The 17,915-nt window shown below is 62.4% G+C and carries 18 protein-coding genes; 7 read left to right on the top strand and 11 right to left on the bottom strand.

The window, feature by feature from the left end; translation table 11 throughout:
- Positions 1–316: 316 nt before the first annotated feature.
- From pcaD to pcaH, 4 genes are all read right to left on the bottom strand, one after another.
- Positions 317–1,579 carry a 3-oxoadipate enol-lactonase gene (gene pcaD, locus GWL_RS16305; RefSeq protein ID WP_008332174.1) on the bottom strand — a complete coding sequence of 421 codons (1,263 nt, stop codon included), beginning with the start codon at positions 1,577–1,579 and terminating at the stop codon, positions 317–319.
- 52 nt (positions 1,580–1,631) lie between these two features.
- Complete coding sequence (gene pcaB / locus GWL_RS16300; RefSeq protein WP_008332173.1) at positions 1,632–2,999, bottom strand: 3-carboxy-cis,cis-muconate cycloisomerase; 1,368 nt, start codon at positions 2,997–2,999, stop codon at positions 1,632–1,634.
- Positions 3,000–3,099: 100 nt separating this feature from the next.
- On the bottom strand, positions 3,100–3,612 hold the full coding sequence (locus GWL_RS16295; protein WP_008332171.1) for a protocatechuate 3,4-dioxygenase: 513 nt from the start codon (positions 3,610–3,612) through the stop codon (positions 3,100–3,102).
- Between the two features lie 19 nt (positions 3,613–3,631).
- Entirely contained in the window at positions 3,632–4,324 is a 693-nt protein-coding gene (gene pcaH, locus GWL_RS16290; protein ID WP_008332170.1) for a protocatechuate 3,4-dioxygenase subunit beta, read from the bottom strand.
- Positions 4,325–4,577: 253 nt separating this feature from the next.
- Between pcaH and GWL_RS16285 the strand changes: the two genes are divergently transcribed.
- A complete protein-coding gene (locus GWL_RS16285) occupies positions 4,578–5,378 on the top strand; it encodes an IclR family transcriptional regulator C-terminal domain-containing protein (RefSeq protein WP_008332169.1) in 801 nt (266 codons plus the stop codon).
- 74 nt (positions 5,379–5,452) lie between these two features.
- Here the strand turns inward: GWL_RS16285 and GWL_RS16280 are convergent, their stop codons facing one another.
- Entirely contained in the window at positions 5,453–6,364 is a 912-nt protein-coding gene (locus GWL_RS16280) for a helix-turn-helix domain-containing protein (RefSeq protein ID WP_008332168.1), read from the bottom strand.
- A 220-nt stretch (positions 6,365–6,584) separates the two neighbouring features.
- Here GWL_RS16280 and GWL_RS16275 point away from each other — a divergent pair, with 220 nt between their 5' ends.
- Positions 6,585–7,751 (top strand): 4-hydroxybenzoate 3-monooxygenase, encoded by a 1,167-nt coding sequence (locus tag GWL_RS16275; protein WP_008332167.1) that lies wholly within the window; start codon positions 6,585–6,587, stop codon positions 7,749–7,751.
- A gap of 128 nt (positions 7,752–7,879) precedes the next feature.
- Positions 7,880–8,446: a pyridoxamine 5'-phosphate oxidase family protein gene (locus tag GWL_RS16270; protein ID WP_008332166.1), complete on the top strand. Its 567-nt coding sequence runs from the start codon at positions 7,880–7,882 to the stop codon at positions 8,444–8,446.
- 12 nt (positions 8,447–8,458) lie between these two features.
- Here GWL_RS16270 and GWL_RS16265 read toward each other — a convergent pair whose 3' ends face one another.
- Positions 8,459–9,319 carry a CPBP family intramembrane glutamic endopeptidase gene (locus GWL_RS16265; protein WP_157174261.1) on the bottom strand — a complete coding sequence of 287 codons (861 nt, stop codon included), beginning with the start codon at positions 9,317–9,319 and terminating at the stop codon, positions 8,459–8,461.
- 149 nt (positions 9,320–9,468) lie between these two features.
- Between GWL_RS16265 and GWL_RS16260 the strand changes: the two genes are divergently transcribed.
- Entirely contained in the window at positions 9,469–10,347 is an 879-nt protein-coding gene (locus GWL_RS16260) for a GyrI-like domain-containing protein (RefSeq protein WP_008332164.1), read from the top strand.
- Positions 10,348–10,381: 34 nt separating this feature from the next.
- Here GWL_RS16260 and GWL_RS16255 read toward each other — a convergent pair whose 3' ends face one another.
- Complete coding sequence (locus tag GWL_RS16255) at positions 10,382–10,813, bottom strand: hypothetical protein (protein ID WP_008332162.1); 432 nt, start codon at positions 10,811–10,813, stop codon at positions 10,382–10,384.
- Positions 10,814–11,045: 232 nt separating this feature from the next.
- On the opposite strand from GWL_RS16255, the gene GWL_RS16250 reads away from it, so the two are divergent.
- Positions 11,046–11,567 carry a response regulator gene (locus tag GWL_RS16250; protein ID WP_008332160.1) on the top strand — a complete coding sequence of 174 codons (522 nt, stop codon included), beginning with the start codon at positions 11,046–11,048 and terminating at the stop codon, positions 11,565–11,567.
- A gap of 90 nt (positions 11,568–11,657) precedes the next feature.
- On the opposite strand, the gene GWL_RS16245 is transcribed toward GWL_RS16250, so the two are convergent.
- Complete coding sequence (locus GWL_RS16245; protein ID WP_006461679.1) at positions 11,658–12,137, bottom strand: Lrp/AsnC family transcriptional regulator; 480 nt, start codon at positions 12,135–12,137, stop codon at positions 11,658–11,660.
- 274 nt (positions 12,138–12,411) lie between these two features.
- Here GWL_RS16245 and mdeB point away from each other — a divergent pair, with 274 nt between their 5' ends.
- Complete coding sequence (mdeB, locus tag GWL_RS16240) at positions 12,412–15,093, top strand: alpha-ketoglutarate dehydrogenase (protein WP_034351020.1); 2,682 nt, start codon at positions 12,412–12,414, stop codon at positions 15,091–15,093.
- A gap of 165 nt (positions 15,094–15,258) precedes the next feature.
- Complete coding sequence (locus GWL_RS16235; RefSeq protein ID WP_008332152.1) at positions 15,259–16,017, top strand: SDR family oxidoreductase; 759 nt, start codon at positions 15,259–15,261, stop codon at positions 16,015–16,017.
- A gap of 170 nt (positions 16,018–16,187) precedes the next feature.
- Here GWL_RS16235 and GWL_RS16230 read toward each other — a convergent pair whose 3' ends face one another.
- The 3 genes from GWL_RS16230 to hpf all read right to left on the bottom strand — a co-directional run bounded on the left by GWL_RS16230 (position 16,188) and on the right by hpf (position 17,864).
- A complete protein-coding gene (locus tag GWL_RS16230) occupies positions 16,188–16,790 on the bottom strand; it encodes a UbiX family flavin prenyltransferase (protein WP_008332151.1) in 603 nt (200 codons plus the stop codon).
- Positions 16,791–16,815: 25 nt separating this feature from the next.
- A complete protein-coding gene (gene grxD, locus GWL_RS16225) occupies positions 16,816–17,127 on the bottom strand; it encodes a Grx4 family monothiol glutaredoxin (protein ID WP_008332149.1) in 312 nt (103 codons plus the stop codon).
- Between the two features lie 374 nt (positions 17,128–17,501).
- Positions 17,502–17,864, bottom strand: a complete 363-nt coding sequence (gene hpf, locus GWL_RS16220) for a ribosome hibernation-promoting factor, HPF/YfiA family (protein WP_008332148.1) — start codon at positions 17,862–17,864, stop codon at positions 17,502–17,504.
- Positions 17,865–17,915: the final 51 nt, after the last annotated feature.

Here is a 17,915-nt window from a genome sequence, read left to right as displayed (position 1 = left end):
CGCATCTGCGCCGCCGGTTCAGAAGCCAACAAAACGGATCAGAAAAATAGTCGGAGCGAAGCGACTCTATTTTTCCCGTTTTGTTGGCTTCTGAAGCGGGGACCCTCCGAAGGAGGGCGGTGCAGTTGCGGTCGCCTTCTTTTGCTTACTTTTCTTGGCGAGACAAGAAAAGTGAGCGGCTGCCGGGCCGCCCCCGGCGCGTTCTCCCGACCGGAGAAAGATAAGCATTAAGCTAGAGCGCAGGAAAGCAGCCCGTGCAGACTACCCAAAACCGTAAATCATCAAAACAGCAAAACAGAAAAACAGCAAAACAGCATCAAAGCCCATCAATAAACCCACAAACCAATTCAGCGAACACAGCCGGCTGCTCAACAGCACTGACATGCGAGGCTTCTGTAATGACCTCCAGCCGTGCACCAGCAATCCCATCCACCAGCGCCTGCGCCATGGCCACCGGTGTCCCCTGATCCAGTTCCCCCGCAATCACGAGGGCAGGCACGTGAATGGCCCCCAAGCGGGAAGAAGTATCGACAGTCCCGACAGCATGACAGCACCCCACATACCCCACCGCATCGGTCGTGACCAGTCGATGCCGATAGCGCGCAACAGTGGCCGCTTGTGCAGCACGGAAGCCCTCGTGGAAATACCGCCCCATGACCGCATCGGCAATCACTTCGATCCCTTGAGCCCGCACGGTAGCAATCCGCTGCTGCCAAACCTCGCGTGCCGCCTCAGGATAGGCAGACGTGGTATTGGCCAACACCAGCGATCGCACCAGCCCCGGATGCCGCAAGGCCAGCTCCTGCCCGACCATGCCGCCCATGGACAAACCGACCCACACCACCGGCCCTGTATCCAGCTCGCGCAACAAACGGGCCGCATCATCGGCCAGATCCGCCATGCTGTAGAGCCCATCGATCTTCTCCGAACTGCCATGCCCACGATGATCGTAAGCAATCACCCGACAATCGGCCGCCAGCAGATTGGCCAGCCCGTCCCACATCATCAGGTCGGTACCCAGCGCATGCGAGAGCACCACCGTATGACGCGGCGCCTTGCCATTGCGGGGTTCGCGCAAGGTGTAATGCAAGGCCGGTGACGAAACGGTGCGGCCCTCGTGCCCCACACCCGGATGCACGCTGCCAGCAGGCGCCTGCGGTACCACGGCATAACCGATCTGCTCACCCACTTCACGCAGGATTTTCTGCGCATGCGTGAAAGCCGTATTGCCCGCCGGCACACCCGCATAGACCGCCGCCTGGATCATGACTTCCTTCATCTCGTCCGGGCTGAGCCGCGTGGTCGCATCACCGGTCAGCCCGGCGCGTACGTGCAGTTCGAATTCTTCCCAGCGCCCCAGCGCAATGGTGATGGCCAGCACGATGATGCGGCGTGTCTTGTGGTCCAGCCCGGGACGACCCCAGATCTCGTTCCACGCAAAACGCGTGATCAGGTTCTGAAAGTCGGCGTTGAAATTGGTGGCATTGGCCACCGAACGGTCAACCCATTGGTCGCCCAATACACTGCGGCGATTGCGCATGCCGCGCTCGAAATCATGGTCCAGCGGATCGTAGCTCATGTGGTGCTCTCTTTGTCTCGGTGTGATGGGTGGAGGTGGAGAATTCAGCAGGTCAGTGCGCCAGCTGGGCGCGCAAGTGTTCAAGCCGCCCTTCGGCAATGCGGCGCGCAGGGCGGGTGGCTTGCACCGGATCGAACAGGCCACGCAACATGCCCAGGTCGATTTCCTGGCGCAACTGCGCATCGCCCTCTACGGCATCGACCAGCACGTCAACCAGCTGCGCGCCATCGGCTACAGCCTTGCGCGTGAGTTGTTCCAGCAGACTATGTGCCCGTGGGCGACCGATGACGCCAGCCAGCGCAATCGAGGCCGACTCGGCAAACACCAGACCCTGCAAGGCATCGATGTTGCGCAGCATGCGCGCCTCATCAATGACCAGCCCGGCAAAGGCATCATTGAGCGCGCGCAGTGCACCGTGCACACCAAGGAAAAGCCCCGGCCATTCGGCCAGTTCGGCCTGCCAGTTGCCCAGCCCGCGTTCATGCTGCTGCGACATCGCACCCAGCAGCGCAGCGGCTTGCTGTGGCGCTCGGGTAGCCGCGGCCAGGGCGATCATGGACGACACCGGATTGCGCTTGTGCGGCATCGCCGACGACCCGCCACGACCATTGCCGGAGGGCTCGGCCAGTTCGGCAATCTCGCCCTGTGCCATCAGTGACAGGTCGGTGGCGATCTTGCCCAGGCTGCCCGCCAGCACCGCCATCTCGGTACCCAGGCGTATCCACTCGTCACGCTGGGTATGCCAGGCCGCCTCGGGGGTCTTCAAATCGAGGGCCGCAGCCATGCGTGCCGCCACCGCTGGCCCTTTGTCACCCAGCACCGCCAGCGTACCGACCGCACCGCCCAGTTGCAGTTGCAAGGCGCGCCCGGCCAGCGCCTGCAATTGCGCGCGCGAACGCAACAGGGGCGCGGCCCAGTTGCAGAACTTGAAGCCCAGACTGGTCACCTGCGCCGGCTGCATCAGCGTGCGCGCCAGCACCGGTGTATCCAGATGGGATTGCGACAAGTCCAGCAGGCGGCGCGCCAGCTGATCCAGTTCGCCATCGACCAGCCGCAAGGCTTCACGCGTGACCAGCACCATGGCCGTATCCAGCACATCCTGGCTGGTGCTGCCCCAGTGCACGTGGGTGGCGGCTTCTTCGCTGTAGAGGGCGACCGTGCGTTGCAATTCCTTGACCAGCGGAATGGCCAGCGCACCGGCGCGCCGACCGGCCACGATGAGGGCGTTGATGTCGTAGAGCGGTGCGCGGCAGACGCTGGCAATGGCACGCGCGGCGGCCTCGGGGATGATGCCCTCGGCGGCTTCGGCCTCGGCCAGAACCTGTTCGAAGCGCAGCATGGCTTGTACCACCGCCTGGTCGTCGAACACCGCAATCATGTCCGAAGTGGTGAGGAAGCTGTCGAAGATCGAAACGCTCATGAAGTCTCCAGTGCTTGCCCTTGCGGCGCGATCCAACGCAAGCGGGATCCGGCAAGCAAATGCTTGCGGATCCCCAAGCTCGTCACGCCGAAGAGGGCGTTCAGATGTAGTCGAAGAATACCGTCTCGCGCGCACCCTGCATGTGGATATTCCACAGGTAGCTGCCGTCAGGCTGCTTGCGGGCAATCAGGGTGTCACGACGGTCGGCCGGGACCTGCTCCAGCAGGGCCGATTGCGCCAGCGCCGGGTCGTCCTCCAGGAAGACGGCCGTGAACTGGTGCTTGACCAGGCCGCGCGCAAACACGGTCACGTAAGCGACCGGCTTACCGGCCGGCGCCTGGGGCTGCGAAATCGAAAATGTGAACCCGCCCTCCTCATTGGTGGGCACGCGGCGATATCCGGGAATGGCGTGTGAAGTTTCTGACGCAGCGCTGCCCGGCAGCCAGGCTTCGGCCCAGGCGTCATTGATGGGAACGCCATCGCCATCGAGAATGGCGCCGCTGATCTTGACCTGCGGTGCACTGCTCTCCACGCGGGAGGTCAGTTCCACGGCCCAGGCCCAGGCTTCGTGCGGGAAGGGGCCGATGGTTTGCGAAGTGGTGATGTTGCTCATGTGGTCTCCTGCCTTGTGTTCAGATGCCCATGGGCGTGGCGTTGCGGCCGCGCAGGACGATGTCGAATTCATAGCCCAGCATCTTGTCATCGACCGTCTCCTCCAGCGAGAAGCGCGAGATCAGGCGCTGGCGGGCAGCCTCATCAGGGATGCTCTGGAAGATCGGATCGTAGGCGAACAGCGGATCGCTGGGAAAATACATCTGCGTCACCAGACGCTGCGCATAGATGTTGCCGAACAGCGAGAAGTGGATGTGCGCCGGACGCCAGGCCTTGTGGTGATTGCCCCAGGGATACGGACCGGGCTTGATGGTGACGAAACGATAGCGGCCATTGTCATCGGTGAGCATCTTTCCAAAACCGGTGAAGTTGGGATCCAGCGGCGCATCGTGCTGGTCCTTCTTGTGGAAGTAGCGCCCGGCTGCATTGCATTGCCAGACTTCCAGCAGGGAGTTGCGCACCGGCTTGCCATCTTCGTCCAGCACGCGACCGGTGACGACGATCTTCTCGCCCAGCGGCTCGCCCTTGCCCTGCGCGGTCAGGTCCATGTCGTGCGGCAGGATCAGCCGGGGCGAGGCGAACAGATTGGTGCCGGTGGCGGTCTCGTCGCGCACGCGCAGCGGTGCTTGCGTAGGGCCGCGCTTGACGGTGGACTTGTAGGGGGGATAGATCAGTTCCGGATAGACTCCGGGTTCGATGGCATCGAATTGCATGAGGTCTCCTCAGGTCGACGGGGATGAATGCGGCGTCGTCCTCGGATTCCTTGCCTGCCGGAATGGGCGATTGGCGCGCCGTGCTTGGGTGTGGACAGATAGTAGGCAAGCCCGACACCGCTCTCAAGGCCAACGCAGCGCAGCATATTCGCCATGCGCCCGCTTTGTGCGAGAATCGCACAAATGGCCGATTTTCTGCATCCACGGGAAAACGGTAGAGATCAGCTTGTTTTATCCACAGGGCGGGGAACCCATGCAGCAACAGCCAATCGATGACGAGCCGGAGGCGAGCGAAGACGGCCCCCTCAAGCGTGACCTGGTGGCAGGGCTGGAAAAAGGCTTGCAGGTCATCGAAGCCTTCGACCAGGAGCGTTCGCGCCTGACCATCGCCGAGGTGGCGCAACTGACCGGCCTGACCCGCGCCGCCTCCCGTCGCTATCTGATCACGCTTACGCACCTGGGCTACATGCGGCACGACAACAAGACGTTCTCGCTCACGCCGATGGTGCTGCGGCTGGGACAGTCCTATCTGCATTCGGCGCGGCTGCCGCGCATCGTGCAGCCGCTGCTGTACCGGCTGGCCTATTCGCTGGGCGAGGCGGCTTCCTGCGGGGTGCTCGATCATGACCAGCTGGTGTGCGTGGCCGCGGTCAGCGCCGGGCAACTGGTCTCGACCACCCTGCAGCCCGGTACGCGGGTGCCGGCCTACTGCACCGCCAATGGCCGCATCCTGCTGGCCAACCTGGCCCCGGCGCAGCTCGATGCCATCCTCGCGCGTGCCCAGCCGGAGGCCATCACCGCCCATACCATCACCGATGTCGAACGATTGGGACTGGAAATCGCCCGCGCCCGCGCGCAGGGTTATGCGCTGGTGGACCAGGAACTGGAACTGGGTCTGCGCACCATGGCCGTACCGGTGCGCAACTTCCGCGGTGAGGTGGTGGCGGCGATGAATATCAGCGTGCATGCGGCTCGCATGAAGCTGGAAGACATGGTGGAGCGCTGCTTGCCGGCCATGTTGAAGATACAGGTGGAGCTGGGGGCGCTGCTGTGAGGCGTGGCTGAATTTCAAAGATGGCGCACCGGTTTTTGTTTTTGCGCCATTGCCGGAAACGGCATGCGAAATACTCATTGCTCCACGTGCGTACGCCGATATTGCTTGGGCGTCACGCCCATGTGCCGTTTGAAGAGCCGGCTGAAATACGCCGGATCCTGAAAGCCCAGTTCATAGGCAATCGTCGAAATCCCCGAAGGCACATAGGTCAGCTTGCGACAAGCCTCCAGAATCAAGCGCTGCTGCGCCAGGTCGAAGGCTGAATGCCCGGCCAGCTTCAGGCACAGGCGATTGAGCCGGCTGGGGGTGATGCGCAACTTGTCGGCATACACCGCCACCTGCCACTGCTGCTTGAAATGCTGCTCCACCAACGCACGAAAGCGCGTGAACAATTCAAAGTCGCCGCGTCCGGACAACTCCGCCGAGCGATGATCCGCTTCCAGTCGCACCAGCAGCAGCATGACGCTGCGCGCCAGCCATTCCAGCATCAGCGTGTGACCGGTGCGGGGCGCAGCGGACTCGGCGATGAGCAGGCGCAGCAGGGTTTCCATGCGTTCTCGCAGCTCCGGCACACGCGCCAGTTCGATGGCCATCGGTCGCAGGAACAAGGGCGAGAACAATTCTCCATGCGCCTCGCTGCCGCCGGCCGAAAACACGACGTGCGGATCGACCGTGAGTACGAAGCCGATCGCCTGTTCCGAAAAATCGAAACCGTGTACCAGCGAGGGATGAATGGTAATGACCACCGGTCCGTCGGCCTCCCAGACTTCCTCTTCCATCAGCGCGCTGACATGACCGGACATTAAAAAAAGTACCTGAAAAAGCCCGGCATGCGTGTGCGGTGCAATATGCCAGTCATGCACACGGCTGCGTGTCTCGATCAGTTCGATATGGACAGACTCTGCGTCCTCCTGCCGGGAAGCCTCGCCATACAAGGAAAATTGCGGTACGTCGGCGGTGCGGGGTTTGCTTCGGGGCAAGGGCATAGGGTCTCCATCTTCTACGTCGCGATCAAGCGTTGTGATTGTGCTCTGTAAAAATAGTACAAGTAATTGGCGGGATCATCCATTTTTTATTCGTCCACCGCCGTCTAAGATCGCTCTCACATCAAGAACAAGAACAGATGACATGCCACCCGCTTCGGGCGCGCGCCACGGTGCGCCTGCAACGAAAACGGTGCCTGACCTTTACACGGAGACCTCCACCATGCGTACCCAAGTCGCCATCATCGGCGCCGGCCCGGCCGGTTTGTTGCTGTCCCATCTGCTGCATCTGAAGGGCATCGAATCAGTCGTGCTGGAAACGCGCAGCCGCGAAGACATCGAATCCACCATCCGTGCCGGCGTGCTGGAACAAGGCACGATGGATATCCTCACCGAGACCGGCGTGGGCGAGCGCATGAAGCGCGAAGGCGCGCTGCATCACGGTATCGAGCTGGCCTTTGGAGGGCGTCGCCACCGCATTGACCTTACCGAGCTGACCGGCCAGGCCATTACCGTCTATGCCCAGCATGAAGTCATCAAGGACCTGGTGGCCGCCCGCCTGGCTGCGCAGGGGCAGTTGCTGTTCGGTGTGAGCGGCACCAGCATCGAAGGCATCGAGACCAGCAAGCCGCGCGTACGCTTCATGCACGCGGGTGAGCAGCATACGCTGGAGGCCGATTTCGTGGCCGGTTGCGACGGCTTCCATGGTGTCTCGCGCCCGGCCATTCCCGAGGGCAAACGCCAGGACTACCAGCGCATCTATCCCTTCGGCTGGTTCGGTGTGCTGGTGGAAGCACCACCCTCTTCGGATGAGCTGATCTATGCGCAGCACGATCGTGGTTTCGTGCTCGTCAGCACACGCTCGCCGACGGTACAGCGTCTGTATTTTCAGTGCGATCCCAAGGACAGCGTAGACAACTGGAGCGATGACCGCATCTGGAATGAATTCCATACCCGCCTGGAAAACGGCGATGGCTGGCGTGTCAAGGAGGGCAAGATCTTCCAGAAGGGCATCATCGGCATGCGCAGTTTCGTCTCCACGCCGATGCAGCATGGCCGCTTGTTCCTGGCTGGTGATGCGGCCCACATCGTGCCGCCCACCGGAGCCAAGGGGCTGAATCTGGCCGTGGGCGACGTCAGGCGCCTGGCCCAGGGCATCGAGGAGTTCTATCGCACCAACAGCGAGCACGGGCTCTCGTCCTATACCGAGCAGGCCTTGAAACGCATCTGGCGCGCCGAGTATTTCTCCTGGTGGATGACCAGCATGCTGCATACCTTCGAGGATGCCTCGCCCTTCCAGCGCCAGATCCAGCGCGCCGAGCTGGAGAACGTGGTCAATTCGCGCGCACTGTCGACGGCACTGGCGGAGAATTACGTCGGCGCATTCTGAAGCGTTGGCGCCCCGTTGCAGCCACAATCCGGAACGCCCGCGCAAGCGGGCGTCGTCATTGCCGGAGCATGGTCCCGACGGCATCCGCAGCATGCACCCGCCTGCGCGCGGGGTTCTACAATGGCGGCATGAACCTGCCCGAACTCCACACCCTGATCTGGGACGAATTGTGCCGCGGTGCCAGTCCCGCACGTTCCCCGTTTACCATCTGGCAACTGGCCACTGTGGGCCTGGACGGTGCGCCCCAGTTGCGTTCCATCGTCTTGCGCGAGGCCAATATCTCCGCCGGGACGCTGTGCTTTCACACCGATCTGCGTTCACCGAAGCTGGCCGAGATCCGTGCCGATGGTCGCGTGGCGATGCTGGCGGTTGACCTGGATCGTCATCTGCAACTGCGCCTGAACGGCGTGGCGCAGGTAGTGCAGGATGCCACGCGCATTCGTGGCATGTGGACCGGGTCCAGGCCGCATACGCTGATCCTGTACAAGACCCCGCATGCACCCGGCACACCGATTGCTCAGCCCGAAGAGGGGCATGTGCGGGAGCAGGACAGGGGCGATGGCTTCGAAAATTTTGCCCTGGTGGAAGTGCGGCTGGAGCGCATCGAATGGCTGGACCTCACACCGAACCAGCATCGCCGCGCGCGTTTTGAACGTGGGCAGGTGCCATGGCAAGGGCAGTGGATTGCGCCCTGAGGGTGGCGCGCATCAGGCCAGTGTGGGATAGGTGAATCCGAGGAAATGCACGGCATTGAGCATGAAGTGCAGCAGGATCGGCGCCTCCAGACGTCCGGTGCGCCGGAAGACCCACGCATAACCGAGGCCGGCCATCCCGGCCATGACCGCATAGCTCAGGCCGCCGCCAACATGGGCTGCACCGAAGAGCAGCGCGGAGGCCGTCATTGCCAGCCCTGTCCCGCCGCGGATGTGCTGCAAGACGCTTTGCAGCCGATGCTGGATGACGCCGCGGAAGAAGGCTTCCTCTGCCACCACCGTCAACAGCAGATTGATGGCCAGGAACTCCACGGTAAAGTCCGGCCACTTCAGTGCGGGCCTGACCAGGCCCGCCACACAAGCCGCGCCCATCACGAGCGCGATCGTCACGGCACCCGGCAGCAGCGTCTTGCAGAGCATCTCCCGCCATTCCCGCCACGCATGGCAGCGTGGCGCCAGCAGTGCCAGCAACAGCAGTCCGGCGCTTCCTTTGTCGAGATTGGCAAAGAGCATGAAGGGCCGCGCATCGGCAGTCATGGCCGCTGACGGGAGCACCAGCACATTGTGGAAACCCGGCCAGCGATGCAGTGCCAGCAGCAGGGCCAGCAGCAAACTCAGCGCCAGCAGACTGCGGCGTTGCCATGCGTTGGACGCATGGGTCGTTCCCAGGGCGGTGACGCCCAGCAGGACGATGCCTGTGGCGGCGCCGGCATCGAGTCGGCCATCCTGCAGGCCCATGGCCACGGCCAGTGTCAGCAGCGGCAGCCAGGGTGCAAGGGTCCAGCGGCCCGGCAGCCTCAGGGAGGGCAGCCAGACGCTGCAGATGGCGAGCATCAAGAGAACAGCGGAAGGCATGGAGAAAAAGGCAGAGTGCGACGAAGCCAGTGTTTTAACATGGCGACCCGTCAGAGGGCCAGAGCTTGAGGTCTGTTCACGATGCGCAATTTCGGTCAGGATTTGTTCCGCTCTTTCTTGCACAGTATGTCCCGTGAACCGAGGACCCGATGAACGACGACCGCCAAAAGACCAGCCAGGCCCGCTATCAAGCCCGCTTCGAACGTGTGCTCGATCATATCGAGGCGCATCTCCATGGCCCGCTGGAGATGGAGCAGCTGGCGGCTGTCGCCCATTTTTCACGGTTCCATTTCCAGCGGCAGTTTGCTGACTTTACCGGCGTCGGGGTGGCGCGCTACATCCTGCTGATGCGTCTGAAGCATGCCAGCCATCAACTGGCCTTTCAGCCAAAGCGGCGCATCATCGACATCGCCCTCGAAGCCGGTTTCGAAAATCCGGAATCCTTCACGCGCGCTTTCAGAAGTGCCTTCGGCCAGTCGCCTTCGCAGTTTCGGCGCGCACCGGACTGGCCTTCATGGAACGAGCGTTTCGTCTTCCGCATCCCTGAAAGGAAAGTGCAAGTGCAAGTAGAAATCGTCGACGTCGAACCCATCCGTATCGCCCTGCTGGCGCATCGCGGCCCCGTCAACCAGCTCAACGCCACCGTGGCGCGCTTCATCGAATGGCGCAAGGCGTCCGGCCTGTCGCCGGTGGAGCGCTGCCGTACCTTCGGTCTGGCCTGGGATAATCCCGACACCACGCCCCCGGAGCAATTCCGCTTCGGCATCTGCGGTGAAGTGGACGCACAGGTGCCGGGCAATGCGCAAGCCGTGGTGAGTTCCCTGATCCCGGGCGGGCGCTGCGCGCGCGTGCGTCATGCGGGCGCGCATGAACGCCTGGGAGAGAGCATCTATCCGCTGTATCGCCAGTGGCTGCCGGAGAGTGGTGAGGAGTTGCGCGATTTCCCGCTGTACTTCCACTATCTCAATCTCTTGCCCGATACACCACCGGGCGAGTTGCTCACGGATATCTACCTGCCCTTGAAGTAAGCGCTGTGGCGAGGGGGAAAACGGGAAGAAGACTTCACGCCACCAGGGCGCGCGAGAAGTGCGCCATCTGGTGCGCGGGCACCAGCAGCGGCACGAAGGAAGCATTGTTCATGGCGAGCCAATAGGGCAGGTGCGGGCTGGTATCGAAGCCGTAGTTGCTGTCGTCGAGCTGCCAGAAGCGTGGTATCGCCAGCGGCGGCGGTACCCGGTGCTTGAGCTGGTCGAGGCAGACCAGGCGCTCGGGACAGGGCTGGAAGCGGGCCAGCGCGCTCTTTTCTCCACCGGGCGCAAAGCCGGAGCTGGCAAACCATTCCAGCACCTTGCGCGGCGTGGCCTGCAGGCTGGCCCAGTCGTGCAGGGCATCGGCGCGCTGGCCGGTGCTGCGGGTGCATGCGCTGACATACAGCTCGACCATGCCCAGCAAGGCGGTGGGGACGGGGACTCGGACTTTGGCAAACGGCAACATCGGCGGGGCTTCCTGGCTGTACAGATGGGCAGATCCTGCTGGAGCGGATCATCGAGCTTGTCACTGTAGTCATTCTTGCTACTGTCGGCGATCGGGGAAATCCTGACCGTCTGTCTCCCTCTTGTCTGGCGCAGTCAGGAATTTCCCGATGCCGGGCGCCGCGCCAGTCCTGTAAAACGTGTGCTGTAGCCATTGTCGGCTTGTGTACTCTGACAGGATGTTCTCTCGCAGCATGAATTTCCCCAGCATCATCATGATCGACCCCAGCCAGGAGGCCGCCGAGCTGGCGCGCTTCGCCTTGTGGCGTGCGGGACTGCATTGCCTCTTCCGGTCCTGCCCGGACCTGGCGACGGCGCGTCGCTGCCTGCTGCAGGGGCGCCGCCAGAGCGATGGCGGCGCGCCCAGCCTGATTCTGCTGGAGTCCGAGATGGAGTGCGGCGACGGCCTGCAGCTTTTGCGCGAGTTGCGCGCGAGCAAGCATCTGGCTGCTGCCCCGGTGGTGGTCTTTCCTTCCCACGAGACCGAGGGCGAGCGTGCGGCACTGGAGGCCGGTGCGACCGAATACCTGCCCAAGCCGGTCGATGGAGAACACTATGCGCGTTGCGTGGTAGCGATGGTGGAGCGCTGGTGCGATGTCAGCGAGGCAGCCGCACCGCTGGCCGAGGCCGTGGTGCAGGATGCGCTGGCGGGTGAGCCCGCGCATCCGCAGCGGCGCCAGGAGGATGGCTTGCCGCGCGGCGGACGGTCGCACTGAGTGAGGCAAGGTGGGGCGCAGCAAACAGCAAACAGCAAACATCAAACAGCAAAGGGCCGCAAGGCCCTTTTTTCATGTGCGCCGTAGCGCCTATCGCCGCGTCTTGATCTTGGGCGTGGGCAGGGCGGTCTTGTACTTGATCTGCTTGAGGGCGAAGCTGGAGCGGATGTTCTTGATGCCGGGGATCTTGGTCAGGTGATCGACGATGAAATGCTCCAGCGTCAGCAGGTCGGGCACCACGATGCGCAGCAGGTAATCCTCGTCGCCGGTCATCAGATAGACTTCCATGACCTCATCGAAGGCACTCACCGCCGTCTCGAACTGGGCCAGCGCTTCGGCACCCTGGCGCTCCAGGATGACTTTGACAAAAACGTTCACCTTCAGGCCCAGCAGGTGCGGATCGGCCAGCGCTACATAGCGGGAGATGATGCCTTCGGTCTCCAGACGCTTCACACGGGCCAAAGTCGGCGAGGGGGAGAGGTTGATGCGGCTGGCCAGCTCCAGATTGCTGATCGAACTGTTCTCCTGCAGGATGTTCAGGATGCGCAAATCGGTGGTGTCGAGTTCCATTATCGAAATTTAATTCTGTCAGTTTCAGTTTCGCAGCACTGGATGCTGAATATTGTACGGCAACTTCCCATCTTAAGTGACTCATGCCGGGGCATAGGGCGTATCGTAGTCCGGTGCTTCGATCACAGTAGCCCTCAACGACAACAAGGCCAAAAAGGCGTCGGGTGCTCGGAGACGGATGGCGCGGCCTGTGTTTTACCGGCTTTTCGTCTCTTTGCATAGAGCAGTGATGCACCCGGCCCGGCGCACCCAGACAGGAGAACAGGAAGTGGACATGTCCCGCCCCAGCGACAGCGATATTGCCCGCGATATCGACCTCGATACCCAGGAAACCCAGGAGTGGCTGCAAGCGCTGCACAGCGTGCTGGCCGAGGCCGGTCCGGAACGCGCGCGCTTCCTGCTTTCGCGGCTGTCGGCAGCGGCTCAGCAATGGGGCGTGAACTGGCGCGATGCGCGCAATACCCCTTACGTCAACACGATCCGCCCGGAACAGGAGCCGCCCTTCCCTGGTGGCTCCGATGCCCAGGCCATTGAGGAGCGCATTGCCAGCATCATGCGCTGGAACGCGCTGGCCATGGTGGTGCGCGCCAACCGCGCCTATGGCGAACTGGGCGGGCATATCGCCAGCTATGCCTCGGCGGCGGACCTCTTCGAGGTCGGCTTCAACCACTTCTTCCGCGCCCGCGATGCGCAATTCGCGGGCGATGTCGTCTACTTCCAGCCGCACTCCGCGCCCGGCATCTATGCGCGGGCCTTCCTCGAAGGCGCCCTCGCCGAAGAGGATCTGGCCTACTACCGGCGCGAGATCGAGGCCAAGCGGGTGGGGCGCCAGGGTTTGTCGTCCTATCCGCATCCCTGGCTGATGCCGCAGTTCTGGCAGTTCCCGACCGGTTCCATGGGCATCGGTCCCATCAATGCCATCTACCAGGCGCGCTTCTTGCGCTACATGGAGCATCGCGGCCTGTTGCAGGACCAGGGGCGCAAGGTGTGGGGCGTCTTCGGCGATGGCGAGATGGACGAGCCCGAATCGCTGGCCGCGCTCTCGCTGGCCTCGCGCGAGAAGCTGGACAATCTGATCTTCGTGGTCAACTGCAACCTGCAGCGGCTCGATGGGCCGGTGCGCGGCAATGGTCATATCGTCGATGAACTGGAGACGCTCTTTGCCGGTGCCGGCTGGAACGTCATCAAGCTCTTGTGGGGCTCGGACTGGGATGGGTTGTTTGCGCGTGACCGGGACGGCGAACTGGTCGATGCCTTGAATCGTACGGTGGACGGGCAGTTGCAGACCTTCGCCGCCAATGATGGTGCTTTCAATCGCCAGCATTTCTTCGGCCAGACGCCGGGCACGCGCGCCATCGGCGCCACGCTCACCGATGAGGAAATCAATCGCCTGCGTCGCGGTGGCCATGACATGAAGAAGATCTTCTCGGCCTACCAGGCGGCGGCCAGCCATCGTGGCCAGCCCACGGTGATTCTGGCGCAGACCAAGAAGGGCTACGGCATGGGCGCGGCGGGCGAAGGCAAGATGACCACACACCAGCAGAAGAAGCTGGATGAAGAAAGCCTGCTGCAGTTCCGCGACCGCTTCAAGCTGCCGCTCACTGATGATCAATGCCGTGAGCTGGCCTTCTACAAGCCGGCCGATGACAGTCCGGAGATGAAGCACCTGCATGCCCGTCGCGCCGCGCTCGGCGGGTATCTGCCGCGCCGCCAGGCCGGGCAGGCAGGGCGCGCGGTGCCGCCGCTGGAGGCGCACGCCCGGTTCGCGCTGGAGGCCGACGGCAAGGAGATGTCCTCCACCATGGCGCTGGTGCGTCAGCTCGGCAATCTGTTGAAGGACAAGGATTTCGGCCAGTATGTCGTGCCCATCGTGGCCGATGAGGCGCGCACCTTCGGCATGGCCAACCTGTTCCGTCAGGTCGGCATCTATTCGTCGCAAGGGCAGTTGTATGAGCCGGAGGATATCGGGTCCATCCTCTACTATCGCGAAGCGAAAGATGGACAGATTCTGGAGGAGGGCATCACCGAGGCCGGCGCGATTTCTTCCTGGACCGCAGCGGCCACTGCCTACTCGGTGCATGGCACGCCGATGCTGCCCTTCTACATCTACTACTCGATGTTCGGTTTCCAGCGCATCGGCGATCTGATCTGGGCCGCTGCAGACCAGCGGGCGCGCGGCTTCCTGATCGGGGCTACCTCGGGGCGCACCACACTGGGCGGCGAGGGCCTGCAGCATCAGGATGGCAACAGCCTGGTGACGGCAGCGTCGATTCCCAACTGTGTTTCGTACGACCCGGCCTATGCGTATGAGCTGGCGGTGATCCTGGATGAGGGCATGCGCCGCATGATGGAACGCGGTGATGACGTGTTCTACTACATCACTGTCACCAACGAGAACGAGGCTCAGCCCAGTCTGCCGGACGGCGTGCAGGAGGGGATCCTGCGCGGTTTTTACTGCCTGGGTAGCAAGGCGGGTGCGCAGGTGCGCTTGCTGGGCTCGGGCCCCATTCTCAAGGAGGCCGTGGCCGCAGCGGCGCTGCTGCAGCAGCACTGGCAGATCGAGGCCGAGGTGTGGAGCGTGACCAGCTATACCGAGCTGGCACGTGATGGCGTGGCGGCGCAACGTGCACAGCGCCTGTCGGCCAGCCCGGCCCAGCCCTATGTAACGGCGCAATTGCAAGGCAGCGCAGCGCCGGTGATCGCGGTGAGCGATTACATCCGCAGCTTGCCCGAGAGCATCCGCGCGTTCGTGCCGGCGCCGTATGTGACCTTGGGTACGGACGGGTTTGGTCGCAGCGATACGCGGGTGAATCTGCGTGACTTCTTCGAGATCGATGCGCGCTGGATTGCGTATACGGCCTTGTGTGAAGTGTGGGGGGAGGATCGTGCGCGCTTGGAAGACGCGGCGCGGACCTTGGGTATCGATACCGGCAAGCCCCTGTCTTCCACGGTATGAAGCGTGAGAGGCAACAGATGAATGCCGGGCCGCCGGATTGAAAATCTCTCATCTGGCGCGACCCCGTGTTTGCTATAGTGAAAACCGCCCGTGCATCACGGGCGGTTTTTTATTGCGCCGTGATGCGCATCGTCCATGACATACCGTGAGTGAGGAGTACACACGATGGCTGCACCCAAACGTATTGCGCTGGTGACCGGCGCAGGTTCCGGCATCGGCCGGCAGATCACCCTGGCGCTGCTGCGCGAAGGCTATGGCGTGACGCTGGCCGGACGTCGCCAGGAGGTGCTGGAAGAGACGGTCAGGCTGGCCGCTGAACACGCTGCCCATGCGCTGGTGGTGGCGGCCGACGTGACTGATCCGGCGTCGGTGAAGCAGCTCTTCGCCAGGACGCGCGAACGCTTCGGGCGGCTGGACATGCTGTTCAACAATGCCGGCATCTTCGCCCCGCCGGTGTCGCTGGAAGAACTGAGCGTGGAGCAGTGGAAGGCGGCGGTGGACATCAACCTGACCGGGGTTTTCCTCTGCACCCAGGAAGCCTTCCGCATCATGAAGGAGCAGTCGCCGCGCGGTGGCCGCATCATCAACAACGGTTCGATTTCGGCGCATGCGCCGCGTCCGTTCTCGGCATCCTATACCGCGACCAAGCACGCCATCACGGGTCTGACCAAGGCCACCTCGCTGGATGGCCGCGCCTATGACATCGCCTGCGGCCAGATCGATATCGGCAATGCCTCCACCGACATGACCACCCTGATGAAGAAGGGAACGCTGCAGGCCGACGGCTCCACCAAGGTCGAGCCGACCATGGATGCCGAACACGTGGCCCGGGCCATCCTCTACATGGACAGCCTGCCGCTGGAGGCCAATGTGCAGTTCATGACCGTGATGGCGACCAAGATGCCCTATATCGGGCGGGGTTGATGGCGCTTGTTTGTTCCGAAATGAAGAAATGGCCGCAGTGATGAGCTGCGGCCATTTTTCTGAAGCGCTGAAAGGCTTGATCCTCTAGCCGATGATCAGCGCAGGACCCACGCCAATCTGAGATATTTGCAATCCGGCGTCGGAAGAGATGTTGCGGGACACGAAGAACGTCAGCCCGGATTACCCTTCATGCCCTGCCACTCCGGCGTCAACTGCATGGCAATCCCGAACATGTCCAGCACGCGCCCCAGCGTGTGATCCACCATTTCTTCCATGGACGCAGGGCGCTGGTAGAAGCCCGGCAGGGGCGGGAAGATCACGCCGCCCATTTCCGTGACTGAGGTCATGTTGCGCAGATGGGCCAGATTGAACGGGGTCTCGCGCACCATCAGCACCAGTCGGCGGCGTTCCTTGAGCACCACATCGGCTGCACGGGTGATGAGATTGTCGGAGAGGCCATGCGCCACGGCGGCCAGGGTCTTCATCGAACAGGGCGCCACCACCATGCCGGCAGAGGCGAACGAGCCACTGGCGATGCACGCGCCGACATCGCGCACGTTGTGCACCACATCGGCCAGCGCTTCCACATCCTTGCGCCGCATGTCCAGTTCCTGGTGCAGATTGAGCACGCCGGCTTCGGAGACCATCAGATGCGTCTCCACCTGACCATGCTTGCGCAGGTGTTCCAGCAGCCGGACACCATAGATGGCCCCGGTGGCCCCGGTGATCGCAACGATCAGGCGCTGGCGGGGCTGACTGGAAGAAGCACTCATGCGCGCTCTACGGGGCAGGGCAGACTCAGCCCTTGATCAGGGTCTGCAGCTCGCCCGAGGCGTACATCTCGCTCATGATGTCGGAGCCACCGACGAATTCGCCCTTCACGTACAGCTGGGGAATGGTCGGCCAGTTCGAGTATTCCTTGATGCCCTGGCGCACGTCGGGGCTTTCCAGCACGTTGACAGTGACGATGTTCTCGGCGCCGCTGGCCTTGAGCAGCTGGATGGCCTTGCCGGAAAAGCCGCATTGCGGGAACTGCGCGGTGCCCTTCATGAACAGCACCACAGGGTTTTGGGTCACGGTTTCTTTGATCCAGGATTGGACGTCGCTCATGGCTGTGCCTTTAAAAATGGGATTGCCCGACATTATAGGGAAAAGCCGGCAGGCGCGTTGAAATCGGCAGCACGCCATTCGTCCGTCTGAGCCGGCGGGAAATTGCATCAGGGAAATGATTTATATCGTATGCAGTTTCTTCTGGGCAGCAGATGAGGGTGCTGCGCAAGACATTCAAGCAGAGCGATGAACAATGTTCACTGCGGTTTTGCCGGGAAGTTGCCCGGCGTAATGATTTATATGTTTTTCACAGGCATCGCCGATGCTGTGGCCCCAATGAAAAAGGGCGCTTGCGCGCCCCTTCCTCGTGAAATCCGGCTGGCTTTCTCAGCAGCCCTGCAGGCTGCGAGGTGGCTTGCCGTTGGTGTCCTGGCTTATGCCGCTCCGGCTACCGCATCCTCGGGCGTGTCGTCCGGCAGGCGCTTGGCAATGGAGTGATGCTCCTGCAACTTGTCCTTGTGCTTGATGACCTGGCGATCGAGCTTGTCGATCAGGGTGTCAATGGCAGCGTAGAGGTCGTGTGCGATGCTTTCCGCATGTAGATCCTTCCCCTTGATGTGGACGTTGATTTCCGCTTTTTGGCGCTTTTCCTTTTCTGTGAGTTTATCTACGCTCAGGATCACGCTGACGTCGATCACGTTGTCGAAATGGCGCTTGATACGCGAGAGCTTGCTTTGCACGTATTCCCGGATGGCGGGGGTCAGTTCGAGGTGGTGTCCACTGATGGTCAGATTCATACAAGACTCCTATCGTGAAGTCACTGGAGGTTCGTGCAATCGATCCTGCTG

The sequence above is a fragment of the Herbaspirillum sp. GW103 genome, assembly GCF_000261365.1.
Lineage (GTDB): Bacteria > Pseudomonadota > Gammaproteobacteria > Burkholderiales > Burkholderiaceae_D > Herbaspirillum.
Note: the sequence above shows the minus strand (reverse complement) of the source record. Positions and strands in the feature narration are given on the sequence as shown.

Coding starts and splice junctions, on each gene's coding strand:
- pcaD (WP_008332174.1), bottom strand. CDS start 1,579: ATGAGCTACGATCCGCTGGACCATGATTTCGAGCGCGGCATGCGCAAT.
- pcaB (WP_008332173.1), bottom strand. CDS start 2,999: ATGAGCGTTTCGATCTTCGACAGCTTCCTCACCACTTCGGACATGATT.
- GWL_RS16295 (WP_008332171.1), bottom strand. CDS start 3,612: ATGAGCAACATCACCACTTCGCAAACCATCGGCCCCTTCCCGCACGAA.
- pcaH (WP_008332170.1), bottom strand. CDS start 4,324: ATGCAATTCGATGCCATCGAACCCGGAGTCTATCCGGAACTGATCTAT.
- GWL_RS16285 (WP_008332169.1), top strand. CDS start 4,578: ATGCAGCAACAGCCAATCGATGACGAGCCGGAGGCGAGCGAAGACGGC.
- GWL_RS16280 (WP_008332168.1), bottom strand. CDS start 6,364: ATGCCCTTGCCCCGAAGCAAACCCCGCACCGCCGACGTACCGCAATTT.
- GWL_RS16275 (WP_008332167.1), top strand. CDS start 6,585: ATGCGTACCCAAGTCGCCATCATCGGCGCCGGCCCGGCCGGTTTGTTG.
- GWL_RS16270 (WP_008332166.1), top strand. CDS start 7,880: ATGAACCTGCCCGAACTCCACACCCTGATCTGGGACGAATTGTGCCGC.
- GWL_RS16265 (WP_157174261.1), bottom strand. CDS start 9,319: ATGCCTTCCGCTGTTCTCTTGATGCTCGCCATCTGCAGCGTCTGGCTG.
- GWL_RS16260 (WP_008332164.1), top strand. CDS start 9,469: ATGAACGACGACCGCCAAAAGACCAGCCAGGCCCGCTATCAAGCCCGC.
- GWL_RS16255 (WP_008332162.1), bottom strand. CDS start 10,813: ATGTTGCCGTTTGCCAAAGTCCGAGTCCCCGTCCCCACCGCCTTGCTG.
- GWL_RS16250 (WP_008332160.1), top strand. CDS start 11,046: ATGAATTTCCCCAGCATCATCATGATCGACCCCAGCCAGGAGGCCGCC.
- GWL_RS16245 (WP_006461679.1), bottom strand. CDS start 12,137: ATGGAACTCGACACCACCGATTTGCGCATCCTGAACATCCTGCAGGAG.
- mdeB (WP_034351020.1), top strand. CDS start 12,412: ATGTCCCGCCCCAGCGACAGCGATATTGCCCGCGATATCGACCTCGAT.
- GWL_RS16235 (WP_008332152.1), top strand. CDS start 15,259: ATGGCTGCACCCAAACGTATTGCGCTGGTGACCGGCGCAGGTTCCGGC.
- GWL_RS16230 (WP_008332151.1), bottom strand. CDS start 16,790: ATGAGTGCTTCTTCCAGTCAGCCCCGCCAGCGCCTGATCGTTGCGATC.
- grxD (WP_008332149.1), bottom strand. CDS start 17,127: ATGAGCGACGTCCAATCCTGGATCAAAGAAACCGTGACCCAAAACCCT.
- hpf (WP_008332148.1), bottom strand. CDS start 17,864: ATGAATCTGACCATCAGTGGACACCACCTCGAACTGACCCCCGCCATC.